This window comes from Sphingomonas sp., from assembly GCF_036387595.1.
Taxonomy (GTDB): Bacteria; Pseudomonadota; Alphaproteobacteria; order Sphingomonadales; family Sphingomonadaceae; genus Sphingomonas.
Map to the genome: position 1 here is coordinate 14122 of NZ_DASVTL010000096.1, position 16203 is coordinate 30324.

Genomic DNA, 16203 nt, shown 5'->3' on the forward strand with positions numbered 1-16203 from the left:
GGTGAAGGGAACACGCCATAACCGTAGGTGGCTCGTGGCCGAGGTATAGGCCCGACCTCTGCGAGTATGCTGCTGGCGGGGCGCCGACGCTGCGTCGGGTATTGGACCGTAAGGCCGGTCGCAAACATCAACCGCGGCGAGTCAGTGCGATGCACGCGATGCTCGATGCGAAGGGTGCGGCAATGGCCACGATCAGGATGATCGGGCCTTGCTGCATTCCGTAGGCCTGGCCCCAGGACAGACCGAAGGCGAGGATGCCCGAGCCGATCCCGGCAGCGCATTTCAGGATGGCGAGGAACAGGCCGACCGGCAGGGCGTGGAGGTTCGCCTGAACCACGGTCATGTTCCTGACGATCAGCGCCAGGTTGGCCCAGACCGTCATATTCATGCCGGACAGCCCGACACCGATGCCGACCAGCGCCACGGGCGCGAGCAGCGGCACGTACATCGCACTTATCGGCAGACCGATCAGCGAGAGCGCCGTCAGCGCGTGCGATCCTTGGGTCAATGTCCGGGTCGATACCCCCCGGCGGCCCAGCATCATCAGTACGGGCAGGGCGGCGACCTGTGCGATCGTCATGACAATGATCGCATCGCCGGCCCATGCCGCTTCGCCGAAGAAGGACGCTCCGAAAAAGGGCAGGCTCTTCATGAACAGCGACGTCACGCCAGCCTGAAGAAAGATGATGAGACACAGCCTGCGATATGACGCGGTTGCGGCCAGCGCCGCGAGTGCGGTTCGCAACCGCAGCGTTCCCGCATGCCGCTCGCTGCCCAGGCTTGCGTCCTTCACGCCGGTCGCCGCCCAGAGCGTCGCGGTATAGGCGATCCCGCCCATGATGGCGCACACGACGAATACGGCCTGCTGCCCGGCCACCGTCGGCGGGGCCAGCCCGGCCTTCAATGCCAGGCCGACCGCTGCTGCGCCGGCGGCACTGAACATCAGCCTCAGGCCCGAAACGATCGAGGCGTCGCGTTCGTTGGCAGACATGGTGACCAGCATCGCGTTGTGGGCGACGTCGCAGAGCGTATAGCCGATCCGGCAGATCCAGCAGAGCAAGGCGACGGCGACGATCCGCCAGCCGGGAGCTGCGGCGGCGACATGGAACACCGCGGCAAAGGCCGTGCCGCAGATGGGCGCACCCACCACCAGCAGGGTCCGAAGGAAGTCCTTGCGTCCCGTGCGATCCGCCCAATAGCCGATGACGAGGTCGCCGAAGCCATCCCACACCAGCGCCGTCATGATGATGGCGCCTGCGAGCGCCAGGGGAATGCCGGCGATGCTGGTCAGATAGAAAAACAGCACCGTGTCGAACGCCGCCCACACCAGGCTCTTGCCGAAATTCCCGGAGGCGTAGAGCAGTTGCCGGGTGCGGCGATGGACTGGTCCGGCGAGATCAGGGGGCGACATGCAGCTTCCCATCGGCGACCGCCTCCTATAACCGTAATTTAGTTTCAATATATAAACTAATCGGTGGGCATGCGCGCTGCACGACGTCACATGATTTCGCTGTCCGATTTGCAGAAGCGGATCATCTGGCATCTGCGGGTGTACGGCCCGACGCCCCGATCGCAAATCGCCGAGGCGCTGGGGCAGAGCAACGCCGCGATCACGCGCTTTTCCAGGGAATTGATCGGACTCGGTCTGGTCCAGGAAGAGGAGCAGTTGCTTGGCCAGGGTCGTGGCAGGCCGATGGTGCCGCTGGGCGTATCCGGGGACGGTGCCTATGCCGCCGGCGCGACGTGCCATCCCGGCTGGCTGGAAGTCGTACTGATCGACTTCGCGGGCAAGCTGCTGGCGCAGGATGTCACGCCGTTCCACAGCGCCGAACCCCTGGCCTTCGCCACTGCGGTACGGGACCGGCTGGTCGCGCTGGCGGGCAGGTTGGGCGTCACCCAGCGCCGGTTCCTCGGCCTCGGCGTCGCGGTGCCCGGCTATCTGATCGGTCCCGACGAACGCCGGTCGGTGGTTACCTGGCTGAAAGGGTGGCACGACGTTCCGCTCGCGTCCTTCTTCGACGACGCGCTGGGCCTGCCGGTCTGGATCGAGAATGACGGCACCGCCGCGGCGCTTGCCGAATATTATCAGGAACGGATCGTCAGTGCGTTTCGCACCGCGCTGGTCTTCTTCCTCGGGCACGGCGTCGGCGGCGGTCTGGTGGCGGAGCGAGATCCCTATCGCGGCGAGTTCGGCAATGCCGGTGAAATCGGCCGACTGTTCCCCGGCACGATCGACCGTCCGTCGGGGATCGACCTTATCGTCACGCTGCAAGGTCACGGCGTGGACGCGAACGATCTTGCCGGACTCGACGAACTCTTGGCGGAGCATCACGCGATCTTTTCGGGCTGGATGGACCGGGTCGCGCAACAGCTCCAGCACGCCATCGCCAGCGGCGTCGCCTGGCTGGATCCAGGCGCGATCGTCATTTCGGGATCGTTGCCCACACCGCTGCTCGACGGCCTGGTCGATCGGCTCGGACGATGGGAAGACGCCGCCTATCGTGCGCCCCGCCCGAAACTCTTTGCATCGACGCTGGGAAGTTCGGCGGTGTGCATCGGTGCCGGCCTTGTGCCGATTCATGCCGTGACGAGCCGGAGATAACATTAAATCCTGATATTCGATTTATTTCCGATAAAATAAATAAGACTGTCTTGATCCCCACGGATAGCCGTCGCATCCAACTCCCAGACCTTTGGGAGAGGGTCGCTGCTTGAAAAGGGACAATCATGAAAAGGCTTCTCCACGGGGGTACTGCCCTCGTCGCGCTCATATGGGCGAATGGCGCAACGGCGCAGAATGCGACGACATCGGCACCGGCTGACCCGCAGCAGGCGGAAGCCTCCGACGCGCAGGACATCATCGTCACGGGCACCGCGATCGGCCGGACCAAGCTCGACGCGCCGTTCGCGATCAGTACGTTTTCCGAGGACGCCATCGCCCGGGCCGCGCCGCTCAGCACCGCCGATCTGTTGAAGACTGTCCCCGGTTTCTCGGCCGAACCCTCGGGCGGCCAGGGCGGCGGTCAGAATCTCTACGTCCGCGGGCTTCCCGCCGGCGGCTGGTTCTACGTGCAGTTGCAGGAGGACGGGTTGACGCTGTTCGACGAACCGCAGGAAAGTTTCCTCAACATCGACACGCTCTATTCGCTCGACCTGATGACCGAGCGGGTCGAGGTGGTGCGCGGCGGCACGTCGCCGATCTTCGCGAACAACGCGCCAGGCGGCACCGTCAACGCGATCACCAGGCGCGGGACCGCGACACCCGAAGGCCAGGTAAAGCTGACCGGCGGCAACCACGGTTTCGCGCGCGGCGACGCCTATGTCGCCGGCCCGATCAGCGATTCGGTCCGCTACAGCCTCGGCGGCTTCTATCGCCGCGACGATGGCTATCGCGAACCTGGTTTCACGGCGGACAAGGGCGGGCAGATCCGCGGCAGTCTGTCGTTCCTGCTGGGTGACGTCCGGCTCGACATTGACGGCAAATATCTCAACGACCGCACCGCCTTCTACAATCCGATCCCGCTGGCCGATCCGCGCAACCCGTCCATCTCGCTCGCCGGGCTGATCGATCCGCTCGAAGGAACGCTCGCCTCCAATTCCTTCCGCAAGACGACGCTGCGCAGCTTCTTCGGCAGCCAGGCGACGACGACGACCTCCGATCTGGCCGATGGCATCCACAGCAAGGTGTTGGAAACCGGCGCCTTTATGACCTGGGACGCGGGCGATGGCTTCACCGTGACCAACAAGACGCGCTTCATGGATGCCAAGGTTACCTACGACGCGATCTTCTCAGGCGCCGCGCCGACCGCCGGGACGACCTATCTCGCGTCGGGGCTGACGCGGGCGCAGGCTGGGTTCACCGGAGTGACGCGTGTCGGCTTCACCAATGCAGCCACTGGAGCGACGTTCGACCCGGCAACGACGGGCGGGCTCGTGCTGGAAAGCGGGCTGTGGACGGCGAGCACCCGTGTGAAGACGATCGCGAACGATTTCCGCGTCAGCAAGACGTTCGACGACGGTCTGCTCGGCGGCGTACTCGGCAGGCACAGCCTGTCGTTCGGGGTGTATTACAACCACTTCGATTTCGACCAGGACCGGTTGCAGAACACGATTCTCACCAGTCTGAAGAACAACGCGGACCTATTGAACGTCGTCGCCTACAACGCCGCCGGTCAGGTGGTCGGTTCGGTGACCGAGAACGGCTTCGTTCGCTACGGCAGCGGCGTCACGCGCGGCCATGCCGAAGGCTATTATCTGTCGCCCTACATTTCGGACGCGGTCAGCTTCGGCAAGTTCGGCATCGATGGCGGCCTGCGCTACACCTATTATGATGCCAAGGGTGGCGTATACGCCAACACGACGCGCAATCTCGGCAATGCCGCCACCCTCGCCGACGACAACGTCGGCGGCCTGAGCGGCGCCTTTGCCGAGCGTCGGGACAGCCGCCGCGCCCTGCAATGGACGGTCGGCGCGGAGTTCAAGATCGACCCACGCGTCCAGCTGTTCGCGCGCTATACCGCGTCCGAGCGCCTCCCGCGCCTCCAGAACGTCTACCAGACCCAGGCCGTGCCGGTGACGACGATCGCGCAGGCCGAAGGCGGCATCCGCACGGCATTCCGGAACTTGAGCTTCGGCGTGGTCGGGTTCTGGAGCAAGTTCGACAATCTCAGCACCAACGCGATCGTCCTCGATTCGGCGGGGAATGTCGTGAACCTGTCGCTGGCGGGCGCGACCGAGACGAGGGGAATCGAGGCCGACCTGAACTGGCGGCCGGCGCGCTTCTTCAGCCTGGCGGGCACGGCGACGGTGCAGGACCCGACGACCAAGAGCCTGGTCAACACGGCGACGGGCGTCGCGTATGACGGCCTGGACGGCAAGCAGTTGTCGCGCATCCCGCGCTATATCTTCACGGCGACGCCGACCGTGTATTTCGACGTCGCCGGTCGCCCGATCGAACTGTCGGCGCAGGGCTATCATCTCGGCCGCCGGTATGTGGACTATACCAACGCCACCGCGCTGCCGGCCTTCACCACGCTCGACCTAAACCTGTTGGCACGGGTCACCGATCGGATCGACGTCCAGGCGCACGTCAGCAACGTGACCAACGCGGTCGGCCTGACCGAGGGCAATGCGCGGGTCGATCAATTGACCGGGCAGGGCACGGCCGAGGCCATCTATGCGCGACCGATCTTCGGTCGCATCTTCACCGCTTCCGTCAGCTACCGCTGGTGAGTTGGAAATTGCTTGCGACGGTGGCGGCGGCGATGGTCGCCGCCGCCGCTCCTCCGGCCGATGCCCGCACAGGCGACACGCCGCTGGAACGGTTGCTCCATGACGATCGTGCCACCGTGCTCGTCGCGTCGCACCGCGCCTGCTGGAAGAAGGCGCCCGAGAACTCGATCGACGGCATCCGCGTCTGTATCGCCGACGGCATCGACATGGTCGAGATTGATCTACGCACCACGCGCGACGGCGCGCTCGTGCTGATGCACGACGAGACCGTCGACCGCACCACCGACGGTCACGGTGCCGTCGCCGACCTGACGCTCGCCGAATTGCGCCGGATGCGGCTGCGCGATCACGGTGGCGGCCCGGCGGAGGCGCTGACGGATCGCCGCATCCCGACGTTCGCCGAAGCGCTGACGGCCGCGCGCGGTCGTGTGCTGGTGAACATCGACGTCAAGGCCGCCGCGCTCGACCGCATCATCGACGCAGTCGTCGCGCAGCGCGCCACCCGCGCGGTCGTCCTGAACGTCCCGATCGCGGTCGATCCGGCGATCATGCGCCGCGCGCGCAGGCTGGGCATCGCCACGCAGCCCGTCTATCTCCAGCGGCAATCCCCGATTTCCGCGGCGATCGCGCTGCGGCGTGCGGCGGCATTGCAGCCGACCGCGATCCAGCTCATCTTCGACGATCCTGCCATCCTGGACGATGCGCGGCCGGCCGCCGCCAACGTCCGCCTGTTCGTGAACACGATGGGGTCGGATATCGAAACCGGCAGGCCGATGAACCTGGCCGGCCCGTTTCTCGATTCGCGCGCTGTTGGCGATCCGGGGGCCGTCTGGGGCGTGCTGATCGGCAAGGGCGTGACGATCATCCAGACCGATGAGCCTTGGCGCCTGAAGGCGTGGCTGCATGCAAAGGGGCTGAGGCGGTGACAGCGCCTGGCATCGCCGATCGGCTGAACCGATCCGGGCCAGGCCTGAAGCGCCAGCTCGAACGCCTTTATAGCGGTGTCGCAGACATCGAAGAACTGTTCGCCCGCGCATGTGCGATCGTGACCGAACGTGCCGCCGCTCGCCCCGCGGCGCTCGTCGCGCTCGATGACGCGCGGTGCACCGATCCAGACTGGTTCGTTGCGCCGGACATGATCGGCTATTCGGCCTATGTCGATCGCTTCGGCGGCACTATCGACGGCGTCTGCACGCATGTGGACCATCTCGAATCGCTTGGCGTTCGCTACCTGCACCTGCTCGCCCTGCTGAAAGCGCGCGACGGCGACAGCGATGGCGGCTTCGCGGTCGCGGACTATCTCGCGGTCGAGCCCCGCCTCGGCACGATGGCCGATGTCGGGCGGCTTGCCGCGCGCCTGCGCGACGCCCGGATCAGTCTGTGCGTCGATCTCGCACTTAACCACACGGCCGACGATCATCCCTGGGCGCGCGCGGCGCGCGCCGGGAACCCTGAGTTCCGCGATTTCTACATCGTTCTCGATCCCGCCGAGGCGGCGATGCGCGAGGCCGATCTGACGGAGGTCTTTCCGAAAACGGCACCCGGAAACTTCACCCCTGTACCGGCGATGGGCGGATCGGTCTGGACGACCTTCTATCCGTTTCAGTGGGACCTGAACTGGGCGAACCCCAAGGTCTTCCTTGCGATGCTGGAGGTGATGCTCCGCCTCGCCAATCATGGTTTCGAGGCGTTTCGGCTCGATTCCACCGCTTTCCTGTGGAAGCAGGCAGGCACGGACTGCCGCAACCTGCCGCAGGCACATTACATCGTCCGCGCCTTGCGCGCCGCGCTCGATATCGCCGCGCCGGCCACCCTGCTGAAGGCGGAGGCTGTGGTCCCGACCGCGTTCGTGTCGCCGTATTTCGGGGCCGATGAGGGGGACGGCTTCGAATCCGAATGCCATCTCGTTTATAACAATTCCCTGATGGTCGCGGGCTGGGTCGCGCTCGCCGAGCAATCGGCCCCGCTGCCGACCGCGATCCTGGGCGCGAGCGACGTGCTGCCACGCGGTGCCAACTGGCTCAGCTATGCGCGCTGTCATGACGATATCGGATGGGGCGCGGTCCTCGCCGACCTGGAGGATATCGATCCCGACCCCGTCGCCCGGCTGTCACACGTCGCGCGGTGGCTGGAAGGAACCGGCGGCAGCTGGGCGCGCGGGAAACCATTTCAGTCGGACGGTGCCGCGCTGCACGGCATCAACGGCACCTTCGCGTCGCTTGCCGGCCTTGAGGCGGCAATGGACGACACCGATCGCGAAATGGCGTTTCGCCGCGTCGCATTGCTCAACACGCTGGCGATCGCCTCGGGCGGGCTCGCAACGACCTATATGGGAGACGAGGCCGGAATATTGAACGACGCGTCCTATCTGGCTGATCCCCAGAAGGCGCATGACGGTCGGTGGATTCACCGGCCGGCGATGGATTGGGGCGCGCTGACGACACCCTCCGCGCACATCAGCGTCCTTTGGGCTTCCTGACCCAGTCGGCGTTCACAGGCCTCGCGCAGACATTGTCGTATCTTTCGCCGACGCTGCTTGTCCTGATCGGCTTCGACAAGGATGTCATCGATACGAACGGCATCCCGCAGATCACGCGTGCCGCCTTCCAGATCGGCGCGGTGCTTTCACTCTGCACCATCCTGTGGTCGGTGTGGCGGGTTCCCGAACTGCCGATGTCTCCGGACGAACAGCGTCAATCGGTCGCCGAACCCCTGACCCTGCGTGGCAGTCTGCGTGACCTCAGGATCGCAATCATCGAAATGCCGCGGCCGATGCGCCAGCTGGCGTTTCCCATGCTGTGCCAATGGTATGCGATGTTCGCCTATTGGCAGTTCATCACCTTCGCGATCGCACGCTCGCTTTACGATACGACCGATGCCGGGAATGCGGCGTTCCGCCAATCCGTATTGACGGTCGGCCAGCTCGGCGCCTGCTACAATGCCGTTGCCTTCGTCGCGGCGCTTGCGCTTGTTCCGCTGACTCGTCGATGGGGTGCGAAGGCGGTCCACGTCCTGTGCCTCGCCGCGTCGGGCCTCGCGTGTCAACCGGCGCGGGATATTGACCCCGTATCGGCGTCCAACATTGACCCCCGGCTATTGAGTTTGCCGGGCGCGCGCTGGTCCTGACCGGCATGGGGATGTGACGGCGGAGGGCGTAGCCCGGAGCGGTCGCACCCCCATGCCGGTTGCGCGTCTCGTCGGGGTGGGGTTCAGGCGCCCTCGCGGCTCTGGAAGCGCCAGCTCTCGTTGCCGGTCTCGACGATGTCGCAGTGGTGAGTGAGCCGGTCGAGCAGCGCGGTGGTCATCTTGGCGTCGCCAAACACGGAGGGCCACTCGCCGAACGCCAGGTTGGTGGTGCCCACGATGGAGGTCTGTTCGTAGAGTCGGCTGACGAGGTGGAACAGCAGCTGGCCGCCCGACAGCGCGAACGGCAGGTAGCCGAGCTCGTCGAGGATCACGAGGTCAAGCCGAGAGAGGTGATCGGCGATGCGGCCCGGCTTGCCGGCGCGCGCCTCGGCCTCGAACCGCTTCACCAGGTCGACGGTGTTGTAGAACCGGACCCTGGCACCGCCGCGCACGCAGGCGCGCCCGATCGCGATGGCGAGGTGCGTCTTGCCGGTGCCGGTGCCGCCGACCAGCACGACGTTCCTCTGGCTGGCGAGGAAGCCGCCGGTGGCGAGATCCTTGACCAGGCCCTCGTCGATGGGGGTCGCGGCGAAGTCGAAGCCGGCGACCTCTTTCGCCAGCGGCAGCTTGGCGATGGTCATCTGGTACCTGATGGAGCGTGCCTGCTTCCCGTCGATCTCCGCCTTGAGCAGGTCGCCGACGACGCGTTGCGCCGAGTGCTGCCGCTTCACGGCGTCGGCGACCACCTCGTCATAAGCATGCCGCATGCCGGCGAGCTTCAGCGTTCCCATCATCTCCAGGATCGTGTGGCGTTCCATAGGATCTCCTCAGGCTATCGTAGCGGGCGCAGTCGGCGACGGGTTCGTGGCGCAGCCGCAGTCCCTCGGGCGTGGCGATGGTGGCGGCACCGGCGGCTGGCGCTGGCGGGTCAGGATGTTGAGCACGACGTCGCGACTGACGGCACCGCCCGACAGCGCCTCGGCGCACGCCGCCTCCACCGCGTCCAGCCCGTCGGTCGTCACCGCCGACAGGATGCCGACCATCTGCCGGTCGCCGTCGGCATGGCTCGCCAGGCGTCGCCGGACCCGCTCGACGGAAGGCGGCAACGCCCAGTCCTTGAACGGCGCCCCGTTCCTCAGCGCGCCGGGCTTCCTGGCCAGCACCGGCAGGTAGTGCCACGGGTCGTAGACCACCTGGTCGCGACCGAAGCGCCGCACATGCTCGGCCACGACTTCGCCATCTTGGCGCACGACGATACGGGTCGCATAGGCTTGGATCTCGACCGGGCGGCCCGCAGCCTGCGCGTGGACCGAGTATTTGTTGTAGTCGAAGCGGACCAGCAGCGTCTTCGACACCGATGCGGGCAGTGCATGGAAGCCGTCGAACGCGCCGCGATAGGCAATGAGCGCGGGGCGGTCGGCCGCCTCGAACACCTCCCACACGGTCCGGTCCCGCATTTCCGGGTGCGCCGCATGCCGCGCGTGCGCGACGCAGCGGTCCTCCAGCCAGGCGTTCATCTCCTCATAGCTCTTGAACCGCAGCCTGGGCGTGAAGAACCGCTCGCGCACGAGGCCGACCTGGTTCTCGACCTGCCCCTTCTCCCATCCGCTCGCCGGCGTGCACGCGACGGGCTCGACCAGATAGTGCCCGCACATCTGCTCGAAGCGCCTGTTGTACCGCCGCTCGCGGCCGACGAAGATCGCGTCCACCGCGGTCTTCATGTTGTCGTAGATGCCGCGCTGGCAGGCGCCGCCAAAGAAGGCGAACGCCCGGTCGTGCGCGTCGAACACCATCTCCTGGCTCTCACGCGGGTAGGCCCGGACATAGAACATGAGGCTGTGGCAAAGGCGCATGTGCGCGACCTTGATCGTGGTGGTCACGCCCGCGATGAGCACCACCTCGTGGCTCCAGTCGAACTGGTACGCCTCGCCCGGCGCAAAGGAGAGCGGGACGTACGCCGCAACGGTCGTCGCCGAGCGCTCGCGGTGCCGCCCGGCCGCATAGCGCCGCACTGCGTCGTAGCCGCCTCGGTAGCCCAGCCCCTGCAGCTCCTCGAATACCCTGACCATCGTCAGCCGCTCGCGCCGCGCCTTGCGCTCGTTCGCCTCCAGGAGCCGCTCCAGCTCGGCCGCCCACGGCCCCAGCTTGGGCAGCGGCTGAACGCTGCGCTCATATGCGAACGCCGTCTCGCCCGAGCGGATCACCTTGCTCACCGTATTCCGCGACACGCCGAGATCGCGCACGATCTCCTTGATCGACTTGCCCTTGACGAAGAACTCGCGCCGGATCCGCGCCACAGTCTCCACGACCAGCATCCCCCGACCGCCCCCGCCGCAAAGGACAGAAGCGTGAACCACGCCAGTTCAGGGGGTCAATTTTGGAAGCCCATCAGCCCCGAACGGGGTCAATATTGCAGGCCGATTCACATCTTTCAGGACTACGCCAATGGCCGAAGCCAAAACAAATCGCTGAACGGCTGAACGCCGACGGCATTCCTGGCCCGCGCGGCGATCGCTGGCGCGCGACAACGCTGCGGCCGGACCGCACACGCGGCAACGGCCTGCTCCAGAACGAGCTTTATACTGGACGCATCGTCCACAACCAGACCTCCAAGGTCGTCGAACCGATGACTCGTCGCGTTCGCATCCGGCCCAACCCGCCGGACCAGTGGGTGATTGAGGAGGTGCCGCAGCTGCGCATCGTCGATCAGGAATTGTGGGACAAGGTCCAAGCCGGATTGCGTCGTCGCGAGACTGGCGCGCCCGTACAGCATCGCCGTGCCCGTCACATGTTGTCCGGACTTGGCGTTTGCGGAATCTGCGGTGGCTCGTGGAACGTCAGGACCGCTACCTATTGGGGCTGCGGCAGCCGGATGGAGGGTAGTGGCTGCACGAACAACCGGACGATATCGACCGATAGTTACGAGCGGCGGGTCATCGTCGGTCTGCGCGAGCGTATTCTGGATCCGGAGCTGGTTGAGATCTTCGTCGCCGAGTATCGGGCCGAATACGCCAAGCGGGCGAGCAGAATGCGTCGGGAGCGCGGCTCGGTCGAGCGCCGCATTGCCACCGCCAACGCCAGTATCGAACGGCTCGTCGTGCGATCGCCTCCGGCGGCGGCACGTTTGACGAGGTTCGCGATGCTCTCGCCAAGGCCCGCAGCGACCGCGATGCGGCGACGGCGGAACTGCAGGAGCAGGATGCCTTCCCCGTCGTGGCGCTCCATCCGGCGATCGCGGCTGATTACCGCCGACAGGTCATCAGGCTTCAATCCGCGCTGGCAGATGCTGACGGCAAGGCCGAGGCCGTCGCCGCATTGCGCGCGCTGATCGATCGGATCGTACTCACGCCAGACCCAGATGGTCGCGGCGTGTCCATCAAGGTGCAGGGTAGGCTGGCAGGCATCGTTGCCCTCGCCACCGGGCGTGAGCCACCAGAGTCACTTACTGCAAAGGTGGAGCGGGTGAAGGGAATCGAACCCTCGTCGTAAGCTTGGAAGGCTTCTGCTCTACCATTGAGCTACACCCGCGTGCCTGATCCGGGTGCCACAGGTGGGTGGGCGGGGTCAACCGTGTGGGTGCGGTTTACCGGATGCTTACCATCGTTCGCCTAACCCAGACCGATGTATCGCGACACCAGCCTGGGCGCGGCCGCACGCGCCGATCCACGGCCGGGATCGGCGGTCGGGCACGGCGTCGGCCTGGCCGGGTTGGCAGGCGTGGTGTTGTGGATCGCGGTGGCGCGCGCGCGGGGCTTGGACGGGCCGTATGCGGCGCTGGTCGCGCTCGCGGCGTGCGGGGTGCCGATGGTGCTATGGTCGCTGCTGGCTGACAAGGTTCACCACGCGCCGTCGACCGGTATCGACTGGACGGCGGCGCGACCTTGGCGCGAGATGCGCGCGATCAGCCTTACCAAGATCGTGGGACTTTGGACGACATGGGGCGGCATTGCGCTGATCTATGCGACCGGGCGGTTCTATTGGCAGGGCAATTTCGCCTTTGCGATGTGGTGCTTGGGCTATGGTGCACCGCTGCTGTTCCTTGCGTCGATTCCCTATGTCTTCTGGATCGACCGGCGGCTGATCGACCCGCGCGACGGCGCCTGGCATCTGGGCGCGTGGCTGAGCGGGCAGGCGGGGGCGGCGCCCGAGGCGATCTTCGCGCATCTGCGCAGCTGGGCGGTGAAGGGGTTCTTCTTGGCCTTCATGCTGGCGATCGTGCCCGCCGGGTTCGGGGCGCTGATCCGCTGGGATGGGTCGCTGCGCGATCCGGTTGCGGTCGCTAGTGGGCTCATCACGCTGATGTTCGTGATCGACGTGGCGTTTGCGAGCGTGGGCTATCTGCTCACATTTCGTCCGCTGGATTCGCACATCCGCTCTGCCAGCCCTTATGCCGCCGGGTGGGCGGCGGCGCTGATTTGCTATCCGCCGTTCATCCTGATGGAGGCGGGCGGCCCGCTGAATTATCATCCGGGCACCGCGGACTGGGTGCATTGGTTCTCTGGGCATCCGCTGCTGCTGTTGGTTACGGGGGCGGTGCTCGTCGTGCTGACCGCGATCTATGCGTGGGCGACGGTCGCGTTCGGGATGCGCTTTTCCAACCTCACCAACCGCGGCATCCTCACGCATGGGCCTTACGCCTGGTCGCGGCACCCGGCGTATCTGTCGAAGAACCTGTTCTGGTGGGTGTCGACGATTCCGATCCTGTCGACCGGTACGCTGGTCGATGCGGTGCGCGCGACCCTGATCCTCGGCGCGGTCTCGGGCGTCTATTGGTGGCGCGCGAAGACCGAGGAGCGGCATCTGTCGCTCGACCCCGATTACCTCGCCTATAGTACGTGGATGGAGCGCAACGCGCCCGTCCCGCGGTTCTTCGCATGGCTTAGAAGCTGAGTTCGCCATAAACCTTCGCGACGTCGCCGTTCCATGCGTCGTGATAGCGTTCCAGCAGCACCTCTGCGGGCACTTTGCCGCCGCGCACGATCTCGTGGAGCGGATCGAGGAACCCGGTTTCGTTGTCGCCCGAGCGGTTCATGCGCGCGCGCGCCGCCAGCCCGGCATGCGCGATGTCGAGCACCTGGCCGGCGATGTCGCGCAATCGGCCGCCGCCGGGCAAGGGGGCGTCGAGCGCCATTTTCGGCACCGCGTCGCGCAGCGCCTGACGCTCGTCGATCGTCCAGTCCTTGACCAGATCCCACGCCGCATCGAGCGCTTGGCTGTCGTAGAGCAGACCGACCCACAGAGCGGGGAGCGCGCAGATGCGGCTCCACGGCCCGCCATCGGCGCCGCGCATCTCCAGGAAGGTCTTCAGCCGCACCTCGGGGAAAGCGGTCGAAAGATGGTCGGTCCAGTCGTCGAGCGTCGGCAGTTCGCCCGGCAGAATTGACAGATTGCCGCGCAGGAAATCGCGAAAGCTCAGGCCCGCCGCGTCGATATACCGGCCTTCGCGATAGACGAAGTACATCGGCACATCGAGCGCATACTCCATATAGCGTTCGTAGCCGAAGCCGTCCTCGAAGACGAAGGGCAGCATGCCGGTGCGCTGCGGATCGGTGTCCGACCAGATGTGGCTGCGATAGGAGAGCATGCCGTTGGGCTTGCCCTCGGTAAAAGGCGAATTGGCGAACAGCGCAGTGGCGAGCGGCTGAAGCGCCAGGCCGACGCGGAATTTCTGCACCATGTCGGCTTCGGAGGCATAGTCCAGGTTCACCTGGATCGTGCAGGTGCGCAGCATCATGTCCAGCCCCATGGTGCCGACGCGCGGCATGTGGCGGCGCATGATCGCGTAGCGGCCCTTGGGCATCACCGGCAGCTCGGCGCGCGCCTTGTCGGGCCACATGCCCAGACCCAGGAAGCCGAGTCCCAGCTTTTCCCCCGCGGCCTTGACCTGTTCGAGGTGGCGGCCGGTTTCCGCGCAGGTCTGGTGCAGATTGTCGAGCGGCGCGCCCGACAGTTCGAACTGGCCCGCCGGCTCCAGGCTGACCGATCCGTCGTCGCCATTCAGCGCGATCACGTTGGTTCCGTCCGGCCCGGTCTCCTCGACAGGGCGCCAGCCATATTCGGTCATCGCCCCCAACAGATCGCGGATGCCGCCCGGTTCGTCATAGGAGGGCGCGGCCCGATCGGCGGTGCGATAGACGAACTTCTCGTGCTCGGTGCCGATCCGCCAGCGGTCCTTGGGCTTCTCGCCGCGCGCGAAGCTGGCGATGAGCTGGTCGCGCGACTCGATTGGAGGCGCTTTTTGGGTCGGAGCCGTCGGGATCGTCATGACCGGCGCATTACGCGGGGATGAACGGCCGCGCCATAGGGGTTGAACGCCGCCTAGCCCGGCGCGCTCAGTCCTTCGCCGCGCTCGCCCGGCCGCCGATGCCGCGCTCGCGTGCCCAGATGACCGCGGCGCTGCGCCGGTTCACCCCGATCTTGGCATAGAGCCGCGACACGTGGTTGCGCACGGTGTTGCCCGACAGCGCCAGGCGCGCCGCGATGCCCTTGTCGTCCAGTCCTTCGCAGATCAGTTCCAGCACCTCGCGCTCGCGCCGGCTGAGTTCCAGCGCCGCTTCCCCCCCGCCTTCGCCGCGCCCTCCTGCGCCGCGTAACGTCGCCAGCTTGTCCATGATCGATCGGCTGAACCAGCTGGCGTCCTTCATCACCGCCTCGATCGCATCGACCAGTTCCATCTCGGTGTGCCGTCGCGCGCTTATGTCCTGATACAGCCACAGCACGCAGGCATCGCCGCGCATCGACACCGATTCAGCCGACACCAGGCAATCGGCGGCGGTTCCGTCCTTGTGCAGCACGCGCACGTCGCGGTTGCGGATGCCGCCGCGCCGCGCGATCTCCTGCTCCACGTCACGGCGCTGGTTCGCGTCGTTCCACAATTGCAGGTCGTCGGCGACGCGGCCGAGGATTTCCTCGCTCGCTCGTCCGGCCAGGCGGCGAAAGGCTTCGTTCGCCTCGACGATGCGATGATCCTTACCATTCGTCACGACCATGGCTACCGGGGCCATGCGAAAGACGGTCGCGAAATGCCGCTCGCTGGCACGCAGGGCACCTTCCGCGCGCCGTCGAGGTTCCAGATCGGCGAAGGTGAAGAGCATGCAGCGTTCGTCCGCCAGTTCGATCGGTTGGCCCGCCAAAATCACCAGCTTGGTGCTGCCATCCGACAGCGGCAGTTCGGATTCGACCTGCGGGATCGTCTCGCCTGCGGCCAGTCGCGCGGCGACCACCGCGTGCCGCTCCGCCCTGGCGAGCACGTCAAGATCGCGCAGCGGCCGTCCCAGCACCTCGGCACGCGTATAGCCGGCGAGTTCCAGGAACCCGGCATTGACCCGCACGAAGCGCTGATCCGACAGGCGCAGGATGGCGGCGGGCGCGGGGTTGGCCTGGAACATGGCTTCGAACCGTGCTTCGGCCTCGAAGCGTTCGGACACGTCCTGGATGACCAGCGCCATGCAATCGGGGTCGCCGCCATCGATGTCCATCACCACGTCGTGGATCTGGTGCGTCCAGCGCGGCTCGTTCTCGCCGACGGGCGCGACCTCGACGATCATGTCGGGAAAGCTCTCACCCGCCAGCATCCGCATGATCGGATAATCGCGCCGCGCCAGACGGTGATGGTTGCGATGGCGCAGGCAGAAGCGCTGGCAATATTCGTCCGCGGTCGCCCCCAGCCCGGACGCGTCTGCGACGCCGTGCATCCGGCAGGCGGCCGGGTTCGCGCTCAGGATCGCGCCGGCCGGATCGACCAGAATGATGCCGGCGGTCAGTCCGTGTATCAGCTGTTCGAGATGCTGCAGGGTCGGTGTCCCGACGGAGCGCGCGTTCGTCTTTGCCATGAGGCAGAAGCGC

The 16203-nt window shown here is 66.2% G+C and carries 11 protein-coding genes, 1 tRNA gene and 1 pseudogene; 7 read left to right on the top strand and 6 right to left on the bottom strand.

All coding sequences use genetic code 11. The features are described from left to right. Nucleotides 1-127: 127 nt before the first annotated feature. Nucleotides 128-1411 carry an MFS transporter gene (locus VF643_RS11350; protein WP_331043502.1) on the bottom strand — a complete coding sequence of 428 codons (1284 nt, stop codon included), beginning with the start codon at nt 1409-1411 and terminating at the stop codon, nt 128-130. A gap of 90 nt (nt 1412-1501) precedes the next feature. On the opposite strand from VF643_RS11350, the gene VF643_RS11355 reads away from it, so the two are divergent. From VF643_RS11355 to VF643_RS11375, 5 genes are all read left to right on the top strand, one after another. Further along, nucleotides 1502-2602: an ROK family transcriptional regulator gene (locus VF643_RS11355; RefSeq protein ID WP_331043503.1), complete on the top strand. Its 1101-nt coding sequence runs from the start codon at nt 1502-1504 to the stop codon at nt 2600-2602. Nucleotides 2603-2727: 125 nt separating this feature from the next. Then, entirely contained in the window at nt 2728-5232 is a 2505-nt protein-coding gene (locus VF643_RS11360) for a TonB-dependent receptor (protein WP_331043504.1), read from the top strand. Further along, complete coding sequence (locus VF643_RS11365; protein WP_331043505.1) at nt 5229-6158, top strand: glycerophosphodiester phosphodiesterase family protein; 930 nt, start codon at nt 5229-5231, stop codon at nt 6156-6158. Before VF643_RS11360 ends, VF643_RS11365 begins: the two co-directional genes overlap by 4 nt. Beyond that, a complete protein-coding gene (locus VF643_RS11370) occupies nt 6155-7711 on the top strand; it encodes an alpha-amylase family glycosyl hydrolase (RefSeq protein ID WP_331043506.1) in 1557 nt (518 codons plus the stop codon). Before VF643_RS11365 ends, VF643_RS11370 begins: the two co-directional genes overlap by 4 nt. Further along, nucleotides 7699-8358: a hypothetical protein gene (locus VF643_RS11375; RefSeq protein WP_331043507.1), complete on the top strand. Its 660-nt coding sequence runs from the start codon at nt 7699-7701 to the stop codon at nt 8356-8358. The genes VF643_RS11370 and VF643_RS11375 overlap by 13 nt, the downstream gene beginning before the upstream one ends. Nucleotides 8359-8441: 83 nt before the next feature. Here the strand turns inward: VF643_RS11375 and istB are convergent, their stop codons facing one another. Together istB and istA are read right to left on the bottom strand one after the other, a co-directional pair. Beyond that, on the bottom strand, nt 8442-9176 hold the full coding sequence (istB, locus tag VF643_RS11380; protein ID WP_331043508.1) for an IS21-like element helper ATPase IstB: 735 nt from the start codon (nt 9174-9176) through the stop codon (nt 8442-8444). Continuing rightward, nucleotides 9109-10673: pseudogene (gene istA, locus VF643_RS11385) on the bottom strand (IS21 family transposase). Before istA ends, istB begins: the two are co-directional and overlap by 68 nt. A gap of 95 nt (nt 10674-10768) precedes the next feature. Here istA and VF643_RS11390 point away from each other — a divergent pair. Continuing rightward, entirely contained in the window at nt 10769-11686 is a 918-nt protein-coding gene (locus VF643_RS11390) for a recombinase family protein (protein ID WP_331043509.1), read from the top strand. Between the two features lie 126 nt (nt 11687-11812). Here the strand turns inward: VF643_RS11390 and VF643_RS11395 are convergent. Then, nucleotides 11813-11886: transfer RNA gene (locus VF643_RS11395), tRNA-Gly, on the bottom strand. A 93-nt stretch (nt 11887-11979) separates the two neighbouring features. Here VF643_RS11395 and VF643_RS11400 point away from each other — a divergent pair. Beyond that, nucleotides 11980-13248, top strand: a complete 1269-nt coding sequence (locus VF643_RS11400; RefSeq protein ID WP_331043510.1) for a methyltransferase family protein — start codon at nt 11980-11982, stop codon at nt 13246-13248. Here the strand turns inward: VF643_RS11400 and VF643_RS11405 are convergent. Both VF643_RS11405 and VF643_RS11410 read right to left on the bottom strand, forming a co-directional pair. Then, the gene (locus VF643_RS11405; RefSeq protein ID WP_331043511.1) at nt 13238-14623 is read right to left on the bottom strand and encodes a glutamate--cysteine ligase; all 1386 of its coding nucleotides are present in this window, start codon (nt 14621-14623) and stop codon (nt 13238-13240) included. The two genes, VF643_RS11400 and VF643_RS11405, sit on opposite strands and share 11 nt — an antisense overlap. Nucleotides 14624-14690: 67 nt before the next feature. Next, on the bottom strand, nt 14691-16190 hold the full coding sequence (locus VF643_RS11410) for a helix-turn-helix transcriptional regulator (RefSeq protein ID WP_331043512.1): 1500 nt from the start codon (nt 16188-16190) through the stop codon (nt 14691-14693). Between the last annotated feature and the right edge of the window lie 13 nt (nt 16191-16203).

What these genes read in the sequence shown, in the direction of transcription:
- VF643_RS11350 (WP_331043502.1), bottom strand. Translation starts at nt 1,411, where the DNA reads ATGTCGCCCCCTGATCTCGCCGGACCAGTCCATCGCCGCACCCGGCAA.
- VF643_RS11355 (WP_331043503.1), top strand. Translation starts at nt 1,502, where the DNA reads ATGATTTCGCTGTCCGATTTGCAGAAGCGGATCATCTGGCATCTGCGG.
- VF643_RS11360 (WP_331043504.1), top strand. Translation starts at nt 2,728, where the DNA reads ATGAAAAGGCTTCTCCACGGGGGTACTGCCCTCGTCGCGCTCATATGG.
- istB (WP_331043508.1), bottom strand. Translation starts at nt 9,176, where the DNA reads ATGGAACGCCACACGATCCTGGAGATGATGGGAACGCTGAAGCTCGCC.
- VF643_RS11400 (WP_331043510.1), top strand. Translation starts at nt 11,980, where the DNA reads ATGTATCGCGACACCAGCCTGGGCGCGGCCGCACGCGCCGATCCACGG.
- VF643_RS11405 (WP_331043511.1), bottom strand. Translation starts at nt 14,623, where the DNA reads ATGACGATCCCGACGGCTCCGACCCAAAAAGCGCCTCCAATCGAGTCG.
- VF643_RS11410 (WP_331043512.1), bottom strand. Translation starts at nt 16,190, where the DNA reads ATGGCAAAGACGAACGCGCGCTCCGTCGGGACACCGACCCTGCAGCAT.